The 17,343-nt window shown below is 47.2% G+C and carries 20 protein-coding genes and 1 pseudogene; all 21 read right to left on the reverse strand.

Annotation, left to right across the window (positions count from 1 at the left end; all coding sequences use genetic code 11):
- Positions 1–74 precede the first annotated feature (74 nt).
- Positions 75–2,054, reverse strand: coding sequence for a type IV secretory system conjugative DNA transfer family protein (locus GKO22_RS05140; RefSeq protein ID WP_166333025.1), 1,980 nt, complete (start codon positions 2,052–2,054; stop codon positions 75–77).
- An 85-nt stretch (positions 2,055–2,139) separates the two neighbouring features.
- Positions 2,140–2,988 (reverse strand): conjugative transposon protein TraN, encoded by an 849-nt coding sequence (traN, locus tag GKO22_RS05145; protein WP_166333026.1) that lies wholly within the window; start codon positions 2,986–2,988, stop codon positions 2,140–2,142.
- A gap of 20 nt (positions 2,989–3,008) precedes the next feature.
- Entirely contained in the window at positions 3,009–4,172 is a 1,164-nt protein-coding gene (traM, locus tag GKO22_RS05150; RefSeq protein WP_166333027.1) for a conjugative transposon protein TraM, read from the reverse strand.
- A 15-nt stretch (positions 4,173–4,187) separates the two neighbouring features.
- Positions 4,188–4,628, reverse strand: coding sequence for a hypothetical protein (locus tag GKO22_RS05155; protein WP_166333028.1), 441 nt, complete (start codon positions 4,626–4,628; stop codon positions 4,188–4,190).
- Complete coding sequence (gene traK / locus GKO22_RS05160; protein ID WP_166333029.1) at positions 4,606–5,226, reverse strand: conjugative transposon protein TraK; 621 nt, start codon at positions 5,224–5,226, stop codon at positions 4,606–4,608. The genes GKO22_RS05155 and traK overlap by 23 nt, the downstream gene beginning before the upstream one ends.
- Before the next feature lie 21 nt (positions 5,227–5,247).
- Positions 5,248–6,390, reverse strand: coding sequence for a plasmid transfer protein (locus tag GKO22_RS05165; RefSeq protein WP_240920143.1), 1,143 nt, complete (start codon positions 6,388–6,390; stop codon positions 5,248–5,250).
- Between the two features lie 18 nt (positions 6,391–6,408).
- Positions 6,409–7,197: a hypothetical protein gene (locus GKO22_RS05170; RefSeq protein WP_166333030.1), complete on the reverse strand. Its 789-nt coding sequence runs from the start codon at positions 7,195–7,197 to the stop codon at positions 6,409–6,411.
- An 86-nt stretch (positions 7,198–7,283) separates the two neighbouring features.
- On the reverse strand, positions 7,284–7,958 hold the full coding sequence (locus GKO22_RS05175) for a hypothetical protein (protein ID WP_166333031.1): 675 nt from the start codon (positions 7,956–7,958) through the stop codon (positions 7,284–7,286).
- Positions 7,955–8,614: a hypothetical protein gene (locus tag GKO22_RS05180; protein WP_166333032.1), complete on the reverse strand. Its 660-nt coding sequence runs from the start codon at positions 8,612–8,614 to the stop codon at positions 7,955–7,957. The genes GKO22_RS05175 and GKO22_RS05180 overlap by 4 nt, the downstream gene beginning before the upstream one ends.
- Positions 8,611–9,273 carry a hypothetical protein gene (locus GKO22_RS05185; protein ID WP_166333033.1) on the reverse strand — a complete coding sequence of 221 codons (663 nt, stop codon included), beginning with the start codon at positions 9,271–9,273 and terminating at the stop codon, positions 8,611–8,613. The genes GKO22_RS05180 and GKO22_RS05185 overlap by 4 nt, the downstream gene beginning before the upstream one ends.
- Positions 9,270–11,762, reverse strand: a complete 2,493-nt coding sequence (locus GKO22_RS05190) for a TraG family conjugative transposon ATPase (protein WP_166333034.1) — start codon at positions 11,760–11,762, stop codon at positions 9,270–9,272. Before GKO22_RS05190 ends, GKO22_RS05185 begins: the two co-directional genes overlap by 4 nt.
- Positions 11,734–12,045: a DUF4133 domain-containing protein gene (locus GKO22_RS05195; protein WP_206367824.1), complete on the reverse strand. Its 312-nt coding sequence runs from the start codon at positions 12,043–12,045 to the stop codon at positions 11,734–11,736. The genes GKO22_RS05190 and GKO22_RS05195 overlap by 29 nt, the downstream gene beginning before the upstream one ends.
- A complete protein-coding gene (locus GKO22_RS05200) occupies positions 12,042–12,350 on the reverse strand; it encodes a DUF4134 domain-containing protein (protein ID WP_166333035.1) in 309 nt (102 codons plus the stop codon). The genes GKO22_RS05195 and GKO22_RS05200 overlap by 4 nt, the downstream gene beginning before the upstream one ends.
- A gap of 41 nt (positions 12,351–12,391) precedes the next feature.
- Complete coding sequence (locus GKO22_RS05205; protein WP_166333036.1) at positions 12,392–12,697, reverse strand: DUF4134 family protein; 306 nt, start codon at positions 12,695–12,697, stop codon at positions 12,392–12,394.
- Between the two features lie 7 nt (positions 12,698–12,704).
- Complete coding sequence (locus GKO22_RS05210; protein WP_166333037.1) at positions 12,705–13,025, reverse strand: hypothetical protein; 321 nt, start codon at positions 13,023–13,025, stop codon at positions 12,705–12,707.
- Positions 13,022–13,369 carry a hypothetical protein gene (locus tag GKO22_RS05215; protein ID WP_166333038.1) on the reverse strand — a complete coding sequence of 116 codons (348 nt, stop codon included), beginning with the start codon at positions 13,367–13,369 and terminating at the stop codon, positions 13,022–13,024. Before GKO22_RS05215 ends, GKO22_RS05210 begins: the two co-directional genes overlap by 4 nt.
- Positions 13,366–14,001, reverse strand: a complete 636-nt coding sequence (locus GKO22_RS05220; protein WP_166333039.1) for a ParA family protein — start codon at positions 13,999–14,001, stop codon at positions 13,366–13,368. Before GKO22_RS05220 ends, GKO22_RS05215 begins: the two co-directional genes overlap by 4 nt.
- A 41-nt stretch (positions 14,002–14,042) precedes the next feature.
- Positions 14,043–15,203 carry a relaxase/mobilization nuclease domain-containing protein gene (locus GKO22_RS05225; RefSeq protein WP_166333040.1) on the reverse strand — a complete coding sequence of 387 codons (1,161 nt, stop codon included), beginning with the start codon at positions 15,201–15,203 and terminating at the stop codon, positions 14,043–14,045.
- Complete coding sequence (gene mobC, locus GKO22_RS05230) at positions 15,200–15,610, reverse strand: plasmid mobilization relaxosome protein MobC (protein ID WP_166333041.1); 411 nt, start codon at positions 15,608–15,610, stop codon at positions 15,200–15,202. The genes GKO22_RS05225 and mobC overlap by 4 nt, the downstream gene beginning before the upstream one ends.
- A gap of 85 nt (positions 15,611–15,695) precedes the next feature.
- Positions 15,696–16,472 (reverse strand): hypothetical protein, encoded by a 777-nt coding sequence (locus GKO22_RS05235; RefSeq protein ID WP_394352157.1) that lies wholly within the window; start codon positions 16,470–16,472, stop codon positions 15,696–15,698.
- Positions 16,423–16,731 (reverse strand): annotated as a pseudogene (locus tag GKO22_RS16860) (DNA cytosine methyltransferase); the annotation flags it as partial. The pseudogene GKO22_RS16860 and the gene GKO22_RS05235, both read right to left, overlap by 50 nt.
- Positions 16,732–17,343 lie beyond the last annotated feature (612 nt).

The following is a 17,343-nucleotide window of genomic DNA, read 5'->3' on the forward strand; positions in this document are numbered from 1 at the left end:
CTTTAAAAAGTCGGGTGACTATTTTCTTTTTTGTACTCCGTTATTTCACTTGATGTGGGAAATTGAATGCTGTCCTAGATGGAAACGAACTGTCCGACAATTTTTTCAACCTCCTTGTTAATGCGGAAAAAATTGGACAGTAGGATGTTTTCTTTTCGATCACCGAAGTCGTAATAAGTGGGCAGTTCCCGATAATTCGCTTCTTCTATTTTGATAGCTTCCATGTCCAGGTTGACACGACAGTTTACCGCGGTGGTCTCATATTTGCCCGTAAAGGTTTCTATTGTATCACGGGCAACGACACCAACAATTTCACCTGCTTTTAACGATGCTATTTTCCCTGCCGGAATGAGCGGTTCTAGTTTTTCGTTCAAAGAAAGCGAGGTTTTTGTACGGTCGATGCTTAGGCTTTCACCCGTTTGCTTGACCTTACCAAACAAGCGTTCCAACCATTCCAATGTTTCTTTGCTCCTGACTGCGCCGGACAGCACATTACCCATAATGGACGTGATGGTTTCCGCTGTTTCCTTGCCGTATTGTTGGCGCAACATAGGCAACTCCTGAAGCCCCAAGACAACCGCTGATAAATTGGATCTGGCCTGTGCTACCAATATGTCTACTCGGTGAATATATAAGCTAGGGGCCTCATCCACCACTAAACCTATGGGCAGGTTACCCTTTGTATTGATAAGTTTGGTGACCCGATTAAGTACCACTGACAAACAGGTGGAATTAATGCTTTGTGTGCTTGGATCGTTGGCGAGCACCAAGATACCGGGGTGCTTGGGGTTACTGATTTGGAGCTCGAAATCATCCGCACCGAAAACCCAAAAAGTTTCCTTAGTAGCCATTCGGCTAATAAAGATTTTGAGGGTACCAACTTGCCCCTCCAACTGATCGAATGCTTTTGCCTTGTAGGCAGACATGAATGGCGATAAAAGGGAAGCAAGCTCCCCATTACTGAACAGCACCGTAAAAATCTGTTCATACGAAAGATTAAGAAAGGCAAGTACATGGGGCAGGCTGGAAAAAACCCCATCTTCGTACCTGCTGAAAAAGAAGATACAGGCTGCAAGAAAATTGACGGCGGACTGCGTAAAGAATTGGTCGCTACCACCGCTTTTGTCTCCTTTTTTCAAGGCTTCGACAAGTGCTTCGGCCGTTTCCGAAGCATCGGCAAGCGTACTCAAGTATTCGCGTTTTAGAGGGTTTACTCGACGGCTCTTTGCGAGGTCGTTGAGATTGATAACATGGAAACGGTAATCCTTGCACCGACCGTTCTGCTTGGCCAGCAGGTAATGGTAATAGGCGATCTTGCCGAGATCGGGATATTTCAGATCGTACAAGCACATGGTAAACGAATTGGCGATCATTTGGCGGATAATCGGCATAATGACCCCAAACGATTTACCACTTCCGGGTACTCCGCAAATGAGACAACCCCTAAACAAATTCTCCAACGGTATAAATCCTTTGTGGACTTTGCGCCTGTGATAAAATAATATAGGGATGTTTACCGAATACGGAGTCACCACGGGTTTGATAGGCTGCATAAAAGATTCTTCCTCGATGTTCCAACGATCCTTTCCAAAGTTAGAGCTGATGATCTTGGACACGTTGTCCATTGCAACATGTACCAAAACTGCTCCCGCGAACGCACTCGTGATATAGGCAAGGTCATACCAATTCATTTGCCCCCATACTCGAGCCGCTTCACGTCCTTGCAACCACAAGCCCGAAAAAAGAATGAGCATCCCCAATACCAATGGGTAAACGATCTGAGTCTTGGAATTAAGGTCTTTTTTCTTTCGGCTTAACGTTCCGATGGAAACTAGACAGATCAGTACGAGCGTAAAGAGTTTACTGTTTATCAAATCGGCATAGAACAGCACCCTTGAAAGCCTCTCCGCAAAGAATAGCAAACTGCTATTTGCTACTCCTGTTAAGAGGAGTCTATCTACATAGAAAAACAAAAAGACTTCAAGGACGATGGATAGGTATATGCCAAATTGTAGGGAGCGGTAAAGTCCCTGTTGCTCTTTGGTTTCTTCCATAAATAACTTGTTTTTCATCTGCTAGAAGGCGGGCTTCGCCAGTCTTCCATCAGTGTCTGTGATTAAAAAGCTGGAAAAAACCGACCTAAAAGGTGTCGGCATTCAGAATATCTCCGTACTTTATCTTTAGGTTGACTGTACGGCCGGAAGTCTGCTTTTCAGTGAGCGTTACCCGTAGCACCTTACTGCCAGGAAAGGTTGCTTTTTTCAGCACGAACACATTGCGATGTCTTTTTTTAAACTCAGTCAACGGTTGGTATTGCCACAGGGGTTTAATCTCAACGACCTGCACATTTGTTGCTTTGGCAATCTTCTTGTCCTCAATGAAAAGTCGGAGCTCGTCCACATTGTAAGAAAGGTTCGAGGTATTGGTAAACGATACGTCAAGAAAGATATAGTCACCTATTGTATTTATGCAATTCAATGCGATACCTATACCGTAATCCCTCTTGCTCCTTAGCGGACGAAGGACATTTTTTGCGAGCAGGCCAAGTGCAAGGTTTTTCATCTGACTTCGGCTCAATCCGATTTCTGATATTTCCAACGGTCGGGTGTGATCAGGTTTGATTTCAAGCATGGCTGGAATACTCTTGTCATCAATCCATAGTGGGGCCGTTAGACGGTATTGCGCCAAGAAGTTATCGCCCACAATGGTAACTGTTCCAAGTTCGTAATCGAGGTATTCTGTCTGCGTGGTGTCCTCGTTCAATTTGATACGCAATACATTTTCGAGGGGCAGGTCGCCCGATACCTGATGCGAAGCAATATCAACGTACCTAATGGGTTCAGGTGAAAGTATATGCACTGTATGTCCACGGTGCATGCTCAACTCGGGAAGTGTTTCTAACTGGATATCCGTAGCCTGTTGACTGTGTGCTGAGAATCCTAGAAAACATAAAAGGAAAAGTATTGGAAAAGTATGTTTCTTTTTCATGGTGAAATATTAAAGTGGTTTTACTGTTTGTAATTCTGCTGGCTTTGGCGGAGAGCTTGTGGATCGATGAGGTACACCATCGTGTTGAATTTCAGCTTGGCCTTGTTCTTCCGAATTTGCTTCGACACGGCGGTCGTTGTGGATTGGAACATCCGTTGAATGGCACTCATGACCAACTGACTATTATTTTCGGACTGTTGCTGCAGGGTTACTCCCTGAGTGGTGTTACCGCCAAGCTCTCGGCTAAACTCCCTGAAGGCTGATGCAGGCACGTACAGTCCGGGAGAGCCGTCGTTGTCGTAGATTTCGAGGCTCACGGGCAATATGTTGTTTTCGTGCACAATGGAAGTAATGGTAAGCAACACCCGTTGTCCAGAAAAACCAGAAATCCTTGCAAATACGTGGCTGCCTTTCTTGACCACGTGCGGACCGACCAATAGATCATCCATAAGTCGAATACGTAAACGTGAATCGGCGTATCCTGTCATGTTCTCGTCAATGATGGCCTGTATGAAAGTATTTCCAGTCTCGGGACGGATGGTGTTGAATGTTCCCCGACTTGTACTGTATTTGGAAACGGATAGACGGGGCTGGTTTTCGAGTTCTCTTTTCCCTTCTTCCATGCGCTCACGTTTCTTTTGGGCGGCCTGCTGCTCGGGATCGTTCGCCCTTGCCATACTATCTGCGTAGGCCATCTGTTTACGAAAAAGTTCCATCGGATCAGTTTTGTCCGTTTCCGCTTTAGTTGATTCGGGTTTTCGCAGTAATGACGAAAGAGCTTGTTGCAAGGCTCTGTCCCCATCGTCATTTTCTAAATCTCCACTAGTGGAAATAGTTCGCTGATTTTTTAGCGCCCGCCCTATGGAATCAAGTCGACGTTTTTCTTCCTCGTTGTAGAGTTCATCAAAACGGAATTGTTCAGCTCTTTCTTCTTGTAATTGACCTATGGCCGTATAGCCATCACCACGGCGGTATTGTTCGCGATAAGCGGCAAGTTTGTCGGATAGCGCACGGCTCTTGACATCCTCTGATACCTCAGCAATCTGTCCCTGTAAGGGATCGCCCTCCTGCCCAAGTGCTTCTTCCTTAGCAAAACCTGTTTGGTAGACGTAAAAAAACAGGCATAGAAAAGGTAGCACTATGAGGGGGAGCACATAGCGCGGTTGTTTAAAATTGATTTTCATGTTTTTTGGATTGTATTAGGGTAAATTTTGGTGATTGCTTTCTTCGCTCAGTCGCCCTTCGAGAATCTGCATCCTGTCGATGGCACTTTCCATCAAAAGGCTGTCAGAACTGTCTAAACTTTCCTTTCGCATAAGTGTGTCGAGGACGGTACGGATTTCAAGTAGTTCCTTTAAAGCTGAAACGGTAGTAACAACACTCCCCATTCCATCCATTAGGGGTTGCTGTAGGGAAAGTTGTAAAGGCTCTTTCTTCGGTATTTCCTTTGGAAGAAAAAGAAAGCAACTGGCGGAAATCAGGATGGCTATCACCATTATGGAAAATACCGCATGTGGTCGAGCTTCAATTAATCGTTTGGCAGGGATGATACTTCCATCGATGTACTTGCAAAATTCTTCGTAAAATGCTGCCCATACCGTTGTATCCGGTGAACGGTTAGAAGTTATTTTTTTGAACATAGCTGATGTCTTTGTTTTCGAGTGTTTTCCATCGGGTTATCAGTACACCGTGACCATTATTCTCTGTGCGCATTTCGAGATTCCTTAAATAACCCTCGGTGACTAGCGAGCGTATTACGGTAGAGCTGCGCCGATCTATAGTCTGTTTGCCATAAAACTTAAAGTATTTCTTTAGCGGATCGACGTGGATGGAGTCCGTCCGGATGGTGAGCACGGAGCTGGACGATAGCACGGAGTTAAAAAAGCCTTTTTCCCGTAAATTATTATACTGCAATGCACCGGATTCATCGATCAGGTACATGGCTTTTTTCATCTGGTATTCGATAAACTTCTCATCGGGCGCGAGCGTAAAGAACAGCAAATGGAAAAGGTTGATATGTGTTCGGTATTCCACGGGCCTGTTTACCTCTACGTCGGTCTGGCTCGCGGACATGGGTACATTGTTGGCATCAAGTATATACACGGATTTCCGTGCATTGCCGACCTGTTTGTAGGCAAAAAAAGATACCGCCACTACCATGAGCAGGGCGGCGGTCAGGCTTGCTCCCGCAATAAAGGTGGCCAGTCTGATCTTGGATTCTATGTTTTTTATTATCATAAAACAAAGTGTTTAAAGGTTCTAAAATTTGGCGATCATCCTCCGTGCCATGCGGGTTGCATTGGTTGCGCCACGCCCCATTGTGCTTGCGGCCGAGGTGATACCGCTTGTCGATACGATCCATGTGCTGATGCTCGGTACGGTGAGCATGGTCAGCCCTCCAATCAGGAACGTCACGATGACGATGCCGAAACTCAAAAGTCCGTTACCTGCAAACACGGCCATCTTCTCCATTGTATCGCCCGTACTGTCAACGAGTTGTTGGTATCGGGTGATCTCGGCCTCCATTGCATACTGTTGGAACAGGCTGGCGATGTGCATGACCAGATAGGCAATGCCCGAATACAGATTGACCGAGATAAACCGGGCTATCCAAGTACCAAAGGAATCCCGAAAAGCAGGTAGAATTGAGACGGCGACACTAAACGGACCTAATATGATAAGGATGGTCGAATAGATGATCTGGATAATGAATATGATATAAACGCAGATGCGCAATATCCAAACGGCCAACGTTTCTAAGGTATAGGTTGCCAATAGCTGTAATCCGACTTGCATACGGTTTTTAAGTTCGACTATTGGATTCCATACGGAAGCAAAACCCTCTTTTACCGTTGAGGTGACCGCATCCCATGCCTGCCCGTACCACGTATCTGCTTCTTTTTCGGCAATCTCGGTTTCGGCCTGTATGGTGGTGAGTTGGTCGGCAACCTCAACCATGAGTTTTGCTCGTTGCAGGCGTAGGTTGTTCACTTCGATCTGTCCGCGGTCAAACAGGCTTTCCGTTTTGGCGGCAACGATGTCCGTGGGGTATGCAAGTACACGGGTAAACGTTCCCCACCAGATGATGACCATCACCAGCCCGAACGGCCGTAACAAAGGCATGATTTCCATTTTCTTGTCACCCGCCATCATCTCGTATGATTTGATGGCAAAGAATATGAGCATAAAGATGGCAGCGAGTGCCTGTGCATCGGTTATGAACGTGTCGAAATGTGTCCATACCGTGTTTTTCATGCCTTTGAGAAAGTGCATGACACCCTCCTCATAGACACCGTTCCCCTGCAAAAAGTTGAACGTTTCCTTAAAGGAATCGGGCACGTTTACAGGGTTTCCCTGCAATAAAAAACGGGACATTAGCCCCGTCATGTTTATAAAGTCCATAAAGTAATCTGATTTTGGTTATTGGGTTCTTTTTAGGATGTCCTCCGCAATCTGTACGTCGGAGCGATTGCCCGAAAACTCCGGATGGTCAGGATTGTCACTACGTAGGCGGTCACGGCTCCCCGCCAATGAAAGGAATTTGGCAGCATAGTTCTTTTTGGCTTCCCATGCGGACAGTAGTTTCCTGTGTTCCACAAGCAAACGATGGTAGGCCATGATACGGCTACCACGGTCTAGCGTGGTCGTTCGGGCCGCTTCCAGCCGTTCACCCAGTTCCGCACGTTCTTCGCTGTACCATTCCAATAGACCTTTGTTCCTCAAATAATCCCCGACGTCCCGTGAAAGTCCGGCAAGTGGGTCGGTGTCCGTGTCGCCCGTCAGGTTTCCAAATTCCCTGCGGTAATACAGGAGCCATAAGGGGTCGGCCTCCGTGACAAGACCGGAATAATTGAGGGCCTCCGTGACCGCTACGTTTCGGATGGTGTCCGTATGCTTTTTATAGGCTTCGTCCGTTTGTTGCATGCCCAATACCATACCCATCCTTAGAGTTTGCGGGCCCGTACCGCTCAACGGCCGGCGGTCGGTCTTGGGGTAGTTGGGGTGCCACGCCCAGGTGAGCCAATATTGATAGTTAAGACCGAGAAAGCCACTTGTCGGCGTAAACTTCTTGCGATCCCATTGCTTGTGAACCATGCGTTCCTGTTGGTTCACGATATGTTTGTCGGTCTGTCGCTTCACGTTCTGTGCCATTGTTCCCGTGATGGAGAACAGGCACAACAGTAGCGTTGTGATATATTTTGTTTTCATCGATTTAATTGTTTTTTAATGGTGATGAAGCTATCAGATTTATTCATCCCATTGGGTGGTTTGAATAAATCATGATGGTTTCATATTCAGTCTTTAAGTAGATAATAGTTCCGTATGATCTCGTCCGCTTTGCGCTTGTCCATATTGATAAAGTTTCGGTATGGATTCGCCGTTTTCAGTACGCCGCCAGCCTTCGCCCAATACATAGACCTTTCCATGCTGAACACCAACGCCCGTATCACTTTCAGTTCAAGAATGATCTTGCGCATGAGGTGGTCTCTTTTCTCGTAGTCCATCAGTACGTTTTTCCCCTCTTGAAGTACAAACTCGGAGACTTCGGCGGCAAGGTTTATTCCCCTGTCCTTTAGCTGGCGGCTGGCGTCCTCGGCAAAGAGTAGTAACCATGCTTCGCCTTTGGCGGTTTCCAACATTTTTGTGCTGTGGGTGGCGATGTCCTGAACGAGCCGTGAAATGTGGAGCGCGGAGCGGCCGGATTTCAGCGCCCGATCCACTTCGGTTAGTGAGCGGTGTATCATGTTCTGCACCAGCACCACGGAAGAAAGGTTGACATTAATATCGTCTATACTTCCACGGATGTTACCGAGCATATTGTTATGGGCCTGTTCGGAAACCAATCTGACCGCACCGTTCTCGTTTACGATGGCAAGGTGCTTGGCATCATAGACTATCGTCACATAGCTTTGTCCGAAAACCGACGTTGACAGGCAGATAAAAAGCAAGATTATGAGTTGTGTTTTCATGGTTTAAATTCCTCCAATTGCCTTAAAATATTATCGACTATACGCTTGTCCTCGTTGATATAGGCCGAAAATGGATTGAGGGAATCGAGCAGTTTTTTTCGTGTCGAATAGTACATGGTAACTGCAAGCCCCCGTGATGCTCCGGCTATCTTCCGAAGCTCCTGCAGGACGTGTCCGTAAAGTATTCGCCTGTCACTCGCTTTCATCTGGTTGAGCTCGCCGATACTGATAAAAAGTCCGGTCAGGTAACGGGCCAGCTGAACAGCTTTTTCTGCCATATCCCTTTCCGCATCTACGGCAAGCAACAGAAATTCGGGGTGTGCGGAAACAATGCCTATAATCCTTTTTTGTTGGTCTATGATCTCGGTTACGATGGGTGCAGATTCAAGTCCCATGCTAAGCCCCTGCAATGCCGTTCCCAAAACCTGAAAACGGCTGTGCAGTTCTCGGTAACGGGTTTTGAGTTTTGAGGTTTCCTCTCGGTTCACTTCTTCGTTGGCCGTGGTGATCGCCTGTCGGTTTCTTGTAGTAATCTGGCGGTCGTATTCATCTTTGCTGTGCTGTACCAATTGGTGGAGCAGTTCCACATTGAGCTGTGCGTTTGCTCTGGTCAAGGCGATGACCAAAAGCAATAGGGTTAGGATTATGTATCTCATCGTTTGAGCAATCTTGAATTACGGATAAGGTCATCGGCAATCTGTTTGTCGATATTGATAAATCCAGCATATGGGTTGAGTGAGTTAAGGATACCGCGTTGCTTCGCCCAGTACATACTTCTGTGCATCCCAAAGGCTACGCCTCGCAAGATGGTCAACTCCGTTCTTATACGGCCCAGCAGTTTTGCCCGCTCTCCCGAATCCATTAGGTTGTCCTTTCCACCTTTTAGCACAAAGGCGCTGACCTCGGCAGACAGGTTGGTCGCCCGTGTCTTAAATTCCCTTGCACCCGCTTCGGCGAACAGCAGGAGGGCCGGATTTCCCCTTGCGATGTTCATTGCCTTTTCCACGTCGTTAATGATGTCAAGGGAAATACCAGCAATGTCCTTTACCGTCAGCAGTGAACGAACAACGCCGGAAACTTCACTTAATCCTTTGTAAATCTTGTCCTGCAAATCGTTCACGATTAAGAACTGGCCGGTGACGGCCATTTGTCCACGTTGGATTAGCGTTAGGTTGCTGTTCACGCTATTGAGCTGGCTGTTCATTACTCCGGCATGGACACCCGTTGCGGCTGCCACAGCGGGGTCGATATAGATCTGACCTCTCGCATAAAACAAGGCAAAGGACAGGATCGTTATTGCAATAAATCGTTTCATGTAAAATCAGGTTTAAAATATTCTCTTGGTGTTTCAATGGGTGTGTTTGTTTGGTTTACCCGTCGTACAAACGTGTCCAGAACAAGTCCACTCTTTTCCAGATCGGACACAAATGCTTCCAGTCCCGATTGATAGTTCCCATGGTGGTTTACATAGATTTCCACGGCACTTTTTTCGGGTTTCTCCGTGGTAAATGCCAGGTATTGGTAAATGCTCACTTCCACGCCGAATACCTCACCTATTGACCCACGCCGGATGTACACCTCCTTAAATCGGGAGCGACCAACGGTATTGTCAAGTTTTCCGATCGTGAATATTTTCTTTCGTTCTGTTTCCGTGATGGCAAGGAGTTTGGCAATATCGCCATAGTTCTCTATAAACTTACTTTGGTCAAGGAGACACACCGTATCGGAATTGTTTAGGATACTGTCCTTTACCACGGCATTACCGATTATATCCACCAATTCCTGTGTGACCACGACCGCTTCGCCCCAGAACTTCCGTACTGTCTTGTACAGGTACAGGATATAAGAGCCCATTAATGGCGAAGCTATTGCTTTCCACGCTTCCTCAATAATCAGCGCTTTCCGTTGGTCTTTTCGGTGGCGCATCTTTTGGATGAACACATCCATGATGACCAACGTCACGATTGGGAACAAAATCTTATTTTCCTTAACCGCATCGATTTCAAAGACAATGAACCTTTCCGAAAACAGGGATGAATCGGCGGCCTCGTTCAATATGGCATCAAATTCCCCTCCGCGGTAGAATTTTTTCAGCACATAGCGAAACTCATCGAGGTCGAACGGTATCCTTTCTTTGCTCTTGATCTGGGGTATCTTGTGCAGGGCAAAGTCATAGAACGAATTAAAGTTGAGTTGGTCGGTACCGTTCTGTTTTTCGCCGAAGTAATCAGCGTAATAGGATGAAATAACATTGGAAATTACGTCACGTTCTACAGGTGATACCGTTCCGTCCGCACCTTTCCACAATAGGCAGACCAATGTGGCCAAAAAATCTTTTTTCTCGATATTGTATTCATCCTCACCAATGGCAAAAGGGTTCATGGTTATCGGCTTGGTATCTGACCAAGTGATGTACCTCCCCCCGAAGTAGTCGCATAGACCGGAATAGGAATGCCCTGTATCAACGATGACCACATCCATATTGTACAGCATATATTGCTGTACGAGTGCATTCATAAAGAAACTTTTCCCCGAACCGGACGGCCCTAACACAAACTTGTTCCGGTTGTTTATACGGTTGGTGCGCATCGGCAGGTCGGCTGGATCGATACCGACGGGGATGCCCTGTCTATCCGTGAACCGGATCAGGAAATCCGATTTTTCGTCTCTGGGCAGTGCTTCCCGAAAAAAGAAGCAAAGGGCAGCATCGGCGGTCGTCAGAAACCAGTCGTATTTTTTCAGTTCCACACCATTGCCCGGCAGGGCACAGCGGAACAGTTCCAACTGGTTGTAGGCATTCCGTGAGGGAATGATCCCTTGTTGGAAAAGGGCGGCTTCGATATAGTTGACCGTTTTATCGATTCTGTCCGTATCGGCACATACGATCATGGAATAATGGGCATTTACCAATAACTGGTTTTCACGGGCCACGTCCACTAATAAAAAGTTGATGTCCTCCACGCACATAAGGTTGGCCGGATCGGGTACGCTCGAATGCCTTTTTCGCTTTACTTCGAGTTTACCGAGTGTGACCTGTTGGCTGGGTATCTGCAATAGCTGATTATAGACAATGGTACGATAACCGGGAACACGGTGCATAAAAAACAGATTGTCCACCGGGAAATCACGCATACCGCTTGTCTCGGTTCTTGAAGCAAATGCCCCGACCTTTTCGGGCAAGTCTACGGAATCCGTATTGACCAAGCTAATACAGCGAACGGTCTGTTCTCCTATCTGCAACTCGCTGTCTCCGCAACGAAGATTGTTCAATGTGATATGGGGTTGTTCAAACTCCATTCCGAGTACCCTGTTCGTAAAGCGGTTTATCTCGGCTTCGGTCAGGTAAGCCGGCGAAAGCCCCGCACCTACGAGCAGGTCGAACACTTTGGCCATGTTCTGTCCAAAGTTAACGAGTACCCGCTTGTCGTATATATAGAAAGCCCCTCTTTTGATCTGGCGGGTGATGGTCAGGTAGGTTCTGATCTCCGTGTACTCCCGTCCGTCGAAGTGGTCCTGATATTTCTGTTGCAAAAATTCGGATGCTGGTTCAACTCTGTATTTTCGCCGGATAAAAACATCCTGTTTTTGGATGATATGCCCCTCGCCAAGTATTTTGACGACACCCAACAACACTTGTTGGAATGTGGTATAAGCTTCAGGATCGGCACCATATTGTAAGACGGGATTGGTAAGTCGCATCACGACTGAAAAATCACCGTGGCTACCGTACAGCATGGCCATCCCCTGATAATGGTCGATACCCACATAGGGTATCTCAAAGGTTGACTTTTTCTCTGACTTCATAACGAATTGATAAGTGGATGGGATGTATAAACACTCCGCGATGACGGGTTTTGTCGTGCAGGCCATCAGCTTGTTTCATGAATGTATAGGCAAGTCCTGCGCTCATTGGGACAAGGGTAAAGAATCCCCCGACATACATATTGGTCATGGCACCGATAAGGCCACCGACGGCCAGACCGCCGATAAGGGTGCCTATGCCCCAATAGATAAACTTGCCCTTGAAACCGCGGTAAATAAGGGGCTTTTGCAGCCCCTTATAGATCGGATAACGCTCTTGTATCATACGCCGAAAAACGCTTTGATGACCACCGACACGAGCACCAAGAAAAGACAGGAACCGCCCCAGCTCATCAATTCCTTATTGATGTCCTGATCGCCGGAGTTCCACTTGATGTACACCCGTATTCCCCCGATCAACCCAACCACGGCGCCGATGGCCAGAATGAGCGTCGAAATGGGATCTACGTAGCTGGTAAGCGATGATGTGGCGGCATCGATACCTACGGTACCACCTTGCGCAAATGTTGATCGGGCCGCGGAAAGACAAAGCGCGGTCATTGCAAACAGTTTTTTAGTGTTTACTGTCATAGAGATAATGGATAAAAAGTGAATAAAAAATGATTGGGCGGTTAGTGTACCCCGAAAAGGGCCTTTAGCGCGGCACCGACGAGCGACAGGAACAGGCAGGAAAAGAACCACCCCATGACCTGCGCATCGATGTGGTGCTTGCCAGACTGCCAATTGCTGTACACCCGTAATCCACCGAGCAGTCCACATACGGCACCGATGACAAGGGCAAGATCGGAGAAGCTGAAATAAAAACGGTTGACTTCTCCGCTGACCTTATAAAACTCATCAAGGCCGGGCTGGGCGGTGGCGCAAAGGGCAAAAAAAATGACAATAAAAGATACTATCGCAAAACGGATTGATCGCATAATGGATTTAATAAGGAATGGCTTTGGTGTACTCGACCACGTCACCCTGTACGAGCGATACGAGTTGCTTTAGGTTGACGCCTCCCGTGGATTGCAGGAGGCCGGACGAGATAACCGCTTTTCCCTCTTTTGCCGTTAGTTCGTTTTCTCTTTTGGATGGTTCCGTGATAACCCTTTCGAGCGGTGAATCTTCATCAAATGTCAATTCGCGTCCTCCATCGGCCGCCCGTGGAGCACGGCGGTGGATAAACAGGTCATACAGTACGTTAAGGGCATAGTAAATGCCATAGATGGCGGTAACGCCTAGCAGGAATTGTGTCCAGTTCATAGATCAATGGTTTTAATGTGTTCTTTGATGTATCGGGTCAGTTCGGGATGGTTTTTTAGAAATTGGTGCAGGCTGTAAGATATGATCTTGTTCATGTCAATACCTTTGGCAACTTTCAGTTGTTTGAGTAGGAAAAGGGTCTTGTCGTCCAAACGGATTAGTAGCTTTTCCCGCCCGGTCAGTTCATGGCTTAGGATATTTTCAAACAGGCTTTCCAACGTTTCCGTTTTTTTCTTTGGTGTGTCCTTTGGTGGTTCTGCTGGAGGATTTTCATTTGACTGTGGCGGTTTCCCTTTCCGCATGGAATCCCGAAGTTCGTCGGCAAGGCTTTTTATTCCGCTCATAATGGTTCCTCCTTAGCAATGTACTGTTCATAGATCAGGTCTAAGAGCGGCAGGATAACGGGATATAATATGATCGGCGTCTGGAACGTATTTACCCGTTGGAAGTCGATACGGTCTGGCAGACCGGGTGCGACCGTACCGAAACCGCGAAGTACCTTTTCGACTTCTGTCCGGGTTTCGTACTTGACGGTGTTCTTGATTCGGTTCGGCACAAAAATCAGGGGCGCCCGTTTGTTGATCCTACCAATGACCATTGCAAACAGCAATGTGGAATCGATGGAAAATTCGTCAAAGGCAAACGGACAGATTACCATATCGGCGGCGGCAAATATGGGGATCAGCCCATCGTCGTCCATCTTGCCGGGCAGGTCTATCAATACGATTTCGTCCCGTGATTTCTCTAATTTCCGTTGCATTGCCGGAAAGTGGCCAAGGTCGGCGGGTACGATTTCGTACAACGGTTCATTTTCCAAAATCTTTGCTTTCTCCGCTTTGGCGGAAAGTGATTGCTGATAGTCCATATCGAGCACCGTAACCCGCCGTTCTTGTTGTTGCGTCAGGTAGTTGGCGAGCAACAGGGTGAGCGTGCTTTTCCCTGCTCCACCCTTTTGGTTTCCTATTAATATGAGCATAGTGCATTGTTTTTATTGATATTTTTGATTAAAGAGTGTCGTCAACGGGTATTCGTCCGTGCCTTGCGCTTACGCCTCCTGTTGCGCCCGTGGATTGCCTCGTCGTCGATGTCGTCGGCAATGTCGATCTGGATATTTGGCATCCATTGCTCCGATGTTCCCTGTAAATGATCGGTATAGGTGGCGGTTTCTTGTTGTAGCGGTTTCCGTTCTTTTTCGGTTGGTTCTGTTCTGTCCGCTTTGTCCGGTATTTCGGATATGTCCTGCCATGGTGCGATAAATTCTGCCAACGGCATAAGGTCTTTGCCCTTGTAGACCATTTTCCTCGAATGGTCAATGACGGTATAACCGTATGGCGGTTTTCCGTCCTTGCCGTGGAATATGATCTGCACGCCGAATTTCGCCGATAACATCTGCGCCATTGCCGACGTATAATCGGATGGTGCGGACGGCCTGTTACCGGGAAGTGGGGCCGGAACATAAACGACCGCCGGATCGTATTGGCAACGGTACTTGGCAAAGACCGCTCGGAGCTGTGCCAAACGATCAATATCTTTGTCGAAAGTGCTGATTTTGGCATCCACTTGTTCCAAAGAGACCGTGCCTTGTCTTTTGCCGTAACGGCTGATCTGATACACCCCATCGGAGAGTTTAAGTGAATATCCCCATGCTTCAAGGAGCATCATAAATTGGGCGCGTGTGGAGAAACCATAGCTTAATGCTTTTTCGATATTCTTGTCGATCTCCTGTTTTTCGTCCACGCCGACTATACGGTTCAATACCTCGTAAGCACGGATTTTCTCGAAGCTGTCGTTTATTTTCTTGCCGTCTCGGTCTACCCGTGTGGAAACGATATGGATATGGTTGTTTGCGGTATCTTTATGAAACACCATGAGGTAGGGTTGCTGCCCGTAGCCCATTCCTTTCAGCCATTGTTCGGCGATGGCTGTAAGTTCTTGCTTGCTATGGGAACGTCCTTTGCAGGAAATGACGGCGTGGAGCTGTGGGTATTTCGTCCGTTTACTGACTGCGGATTGGGCTTCCAGATAATTGACGTAATCCTTTGGGCGGAGATTTTGCAGGGCCTGCAAGGCACCGAAATTTGCCACTTTCATGAGTTCGCCCTTGTCCTTGTCCACTTTGTTCGTGTTATAACGAACGCCTTTGAACGTGGCGGACGGTTTCAATATCTTGACGATCATGTCTGCCCCCTCATAAGTCTGATGAGCCGTCGAACGGACTGTTCCAGCTTCCGTTGCAAGCTGATATATTCGGTAAGCAACGGGGCAAGGTCACGCATAATAACGGAGTGCAACATTCCCTGTTGCCTGAGGGTATTGGCGTGTTTGGCCAGTTGGTTGATATTGTTGCCAGACCGCCCGATCTGTGTGCCGATACCGTCCAACAGTTTCATGATCTCGGTGGTATTGACCAGCATCTTTTTGGAGTGTTGGAGCACACGGATACGCACGATGTCCGCACGGCTTAGGCCAAGTGCTTTTTCAAGTTCGAGAAACTGCGCCCGTTCCGCTTCGCTTAATCGGAGTTCAAAGCGTCTGGTACGCTGTTCGCATGTTGCGGGTTTGTTGCTTCGTTTCCTGTTTTTCATGATGCCTTGTGATTCAGGGAAACAGACTGTATGGCTCGAAAGATTTCAAGGGCGACCTGCGGGACGATGGCATTGCCGTAAGCTTTTATGCTGTCGGTTCGCCACGCAGGAAAGGTAATTCTGTCCAGTCTTTCGGGAAGCCCATCATTTCTGCCAAAAACCGGGGATTCAGTTGGCCAGTCATCCCATTTAGGAATTTCATTGTATCCGTATTGATCTGCTGGTGGTTTTTCAGTTTCATTACACCAGATTCCGTTAGCGGAGGTAGCAAAGCTATCAATCTTTTGAGTGTTACATTGTGAATACTTCCATCGTCTACCTGTGTAGATATCATCCTTGCAGTTGCAGTCTTGCTGCCTTTTGTAGTAATCGCAGGTATCAGTCCGTTCTCTGCTGCCATGATAATAAGTGCATCCTTGATCGAACGCTGTCTTGGCGTCCCGTCTTTCATCGTCTGCTCCACAGTCTGCAGGGTCTGCGGATTGATTGTAATCCGCCCGATCTGAATCGTGTTTGGCGTGGGCAACAAACCACACCCTGTCCCTTCGGTGTGGTGCATTGACGGCAGCAGCTGGAATACACAGAATGACTGGCGTGCCGTCTTCAAGTGCCGGAAGTACATATCCTGCTGATCCAATTTCAGAAATAATTTGTCCAATAACTCTTCGTTGCAGACGGATAATTGTTGGGCTTGCTTTTTGATCGTTGTCTGTACAAAAAAGCTCAATCGCTTGGACTTCCATTTCAGAAAGACTCTCCTGCTCCAAAATGGTGAACAGTCCAGCAACATTTTCAAGAACAATCCACTCCGGTCGTACTTGTTTAATAATTCGGATAGTCTCTGGGAAGAGGTATCGGTCATCTTTCGTGCCCCTTCGCCGTCCGGCTTGACTGAACGGTTGGCAGGGAAATCCTCCGCTGATGATGTCGATATTTCCCCGAAACTCAGTTGCATTGAAATTGTAGATGTTTTCATAATGTGTTGTATTTGGCCAATAATGTTTAAGAATGTTGCGACAGAATGGGTCTTTCTCGCACGAGAAAACGTTTTGCCACCCCATCCAGGAAGAGGCTATATCAAAGCCGCCGATTCCTGAAAACAGGCTACCGTGTCTTAGCATGGTAATGGTTTTAAGGGTTCATAGATAGTTCGCCGTCACGGCGGCGGATATGGTGCGCTTCGCAGGAGAAAAAGGGAGTTGCGACCTTTTTCCTACCCGGATGCTGCCCATTCCCGCAGGGATTGGGTGGCTTCCGGGCAAGTTGGTTTTTGTGGGTACGGCCGAGGTACGAGCGCTGTACGTACAAAAACACAACTTGCACAACACGAAACAAAAAAGGGTGGTTATACCGCAAAGTGCAAAAAAGTGGGTTTGAGCGCATTTTTAGCACATAGATCCGGGTATGTCCGATTCATAACCCACGATTCGATCGGTCATATATCCATACATACAGCTATCAGTATGTATGTCTGTTCGGATAGCTGTTTATCTGTATGGGTAACTATGTGGATAGCTATATATGTGGATATGTGCCTATATGTATAGATTGATATGTATCTATACATATATCCGTATGGCTACCTATTTGGATATGTATATATCGGGATATATGAATATCTGTATGTACCGCTATCTGCATAGCTGTCTATCGAAATATCGGGATAGCGATATAGATAGCTATCGGTATATCCATATATATGTATATATGGTTATCCATATATCAGAATAACT

The sequence above is a fragment of the Sphingobacterium chungjuense genome, assembly GCF_011316935.1.
Lineage (GTDB): Bacteria > Bacteroidota > Bacteroidia > Sphingobacteriales > Sphingobacteriaceae > Sphingobacterium > Sphingobacterium chungjuense.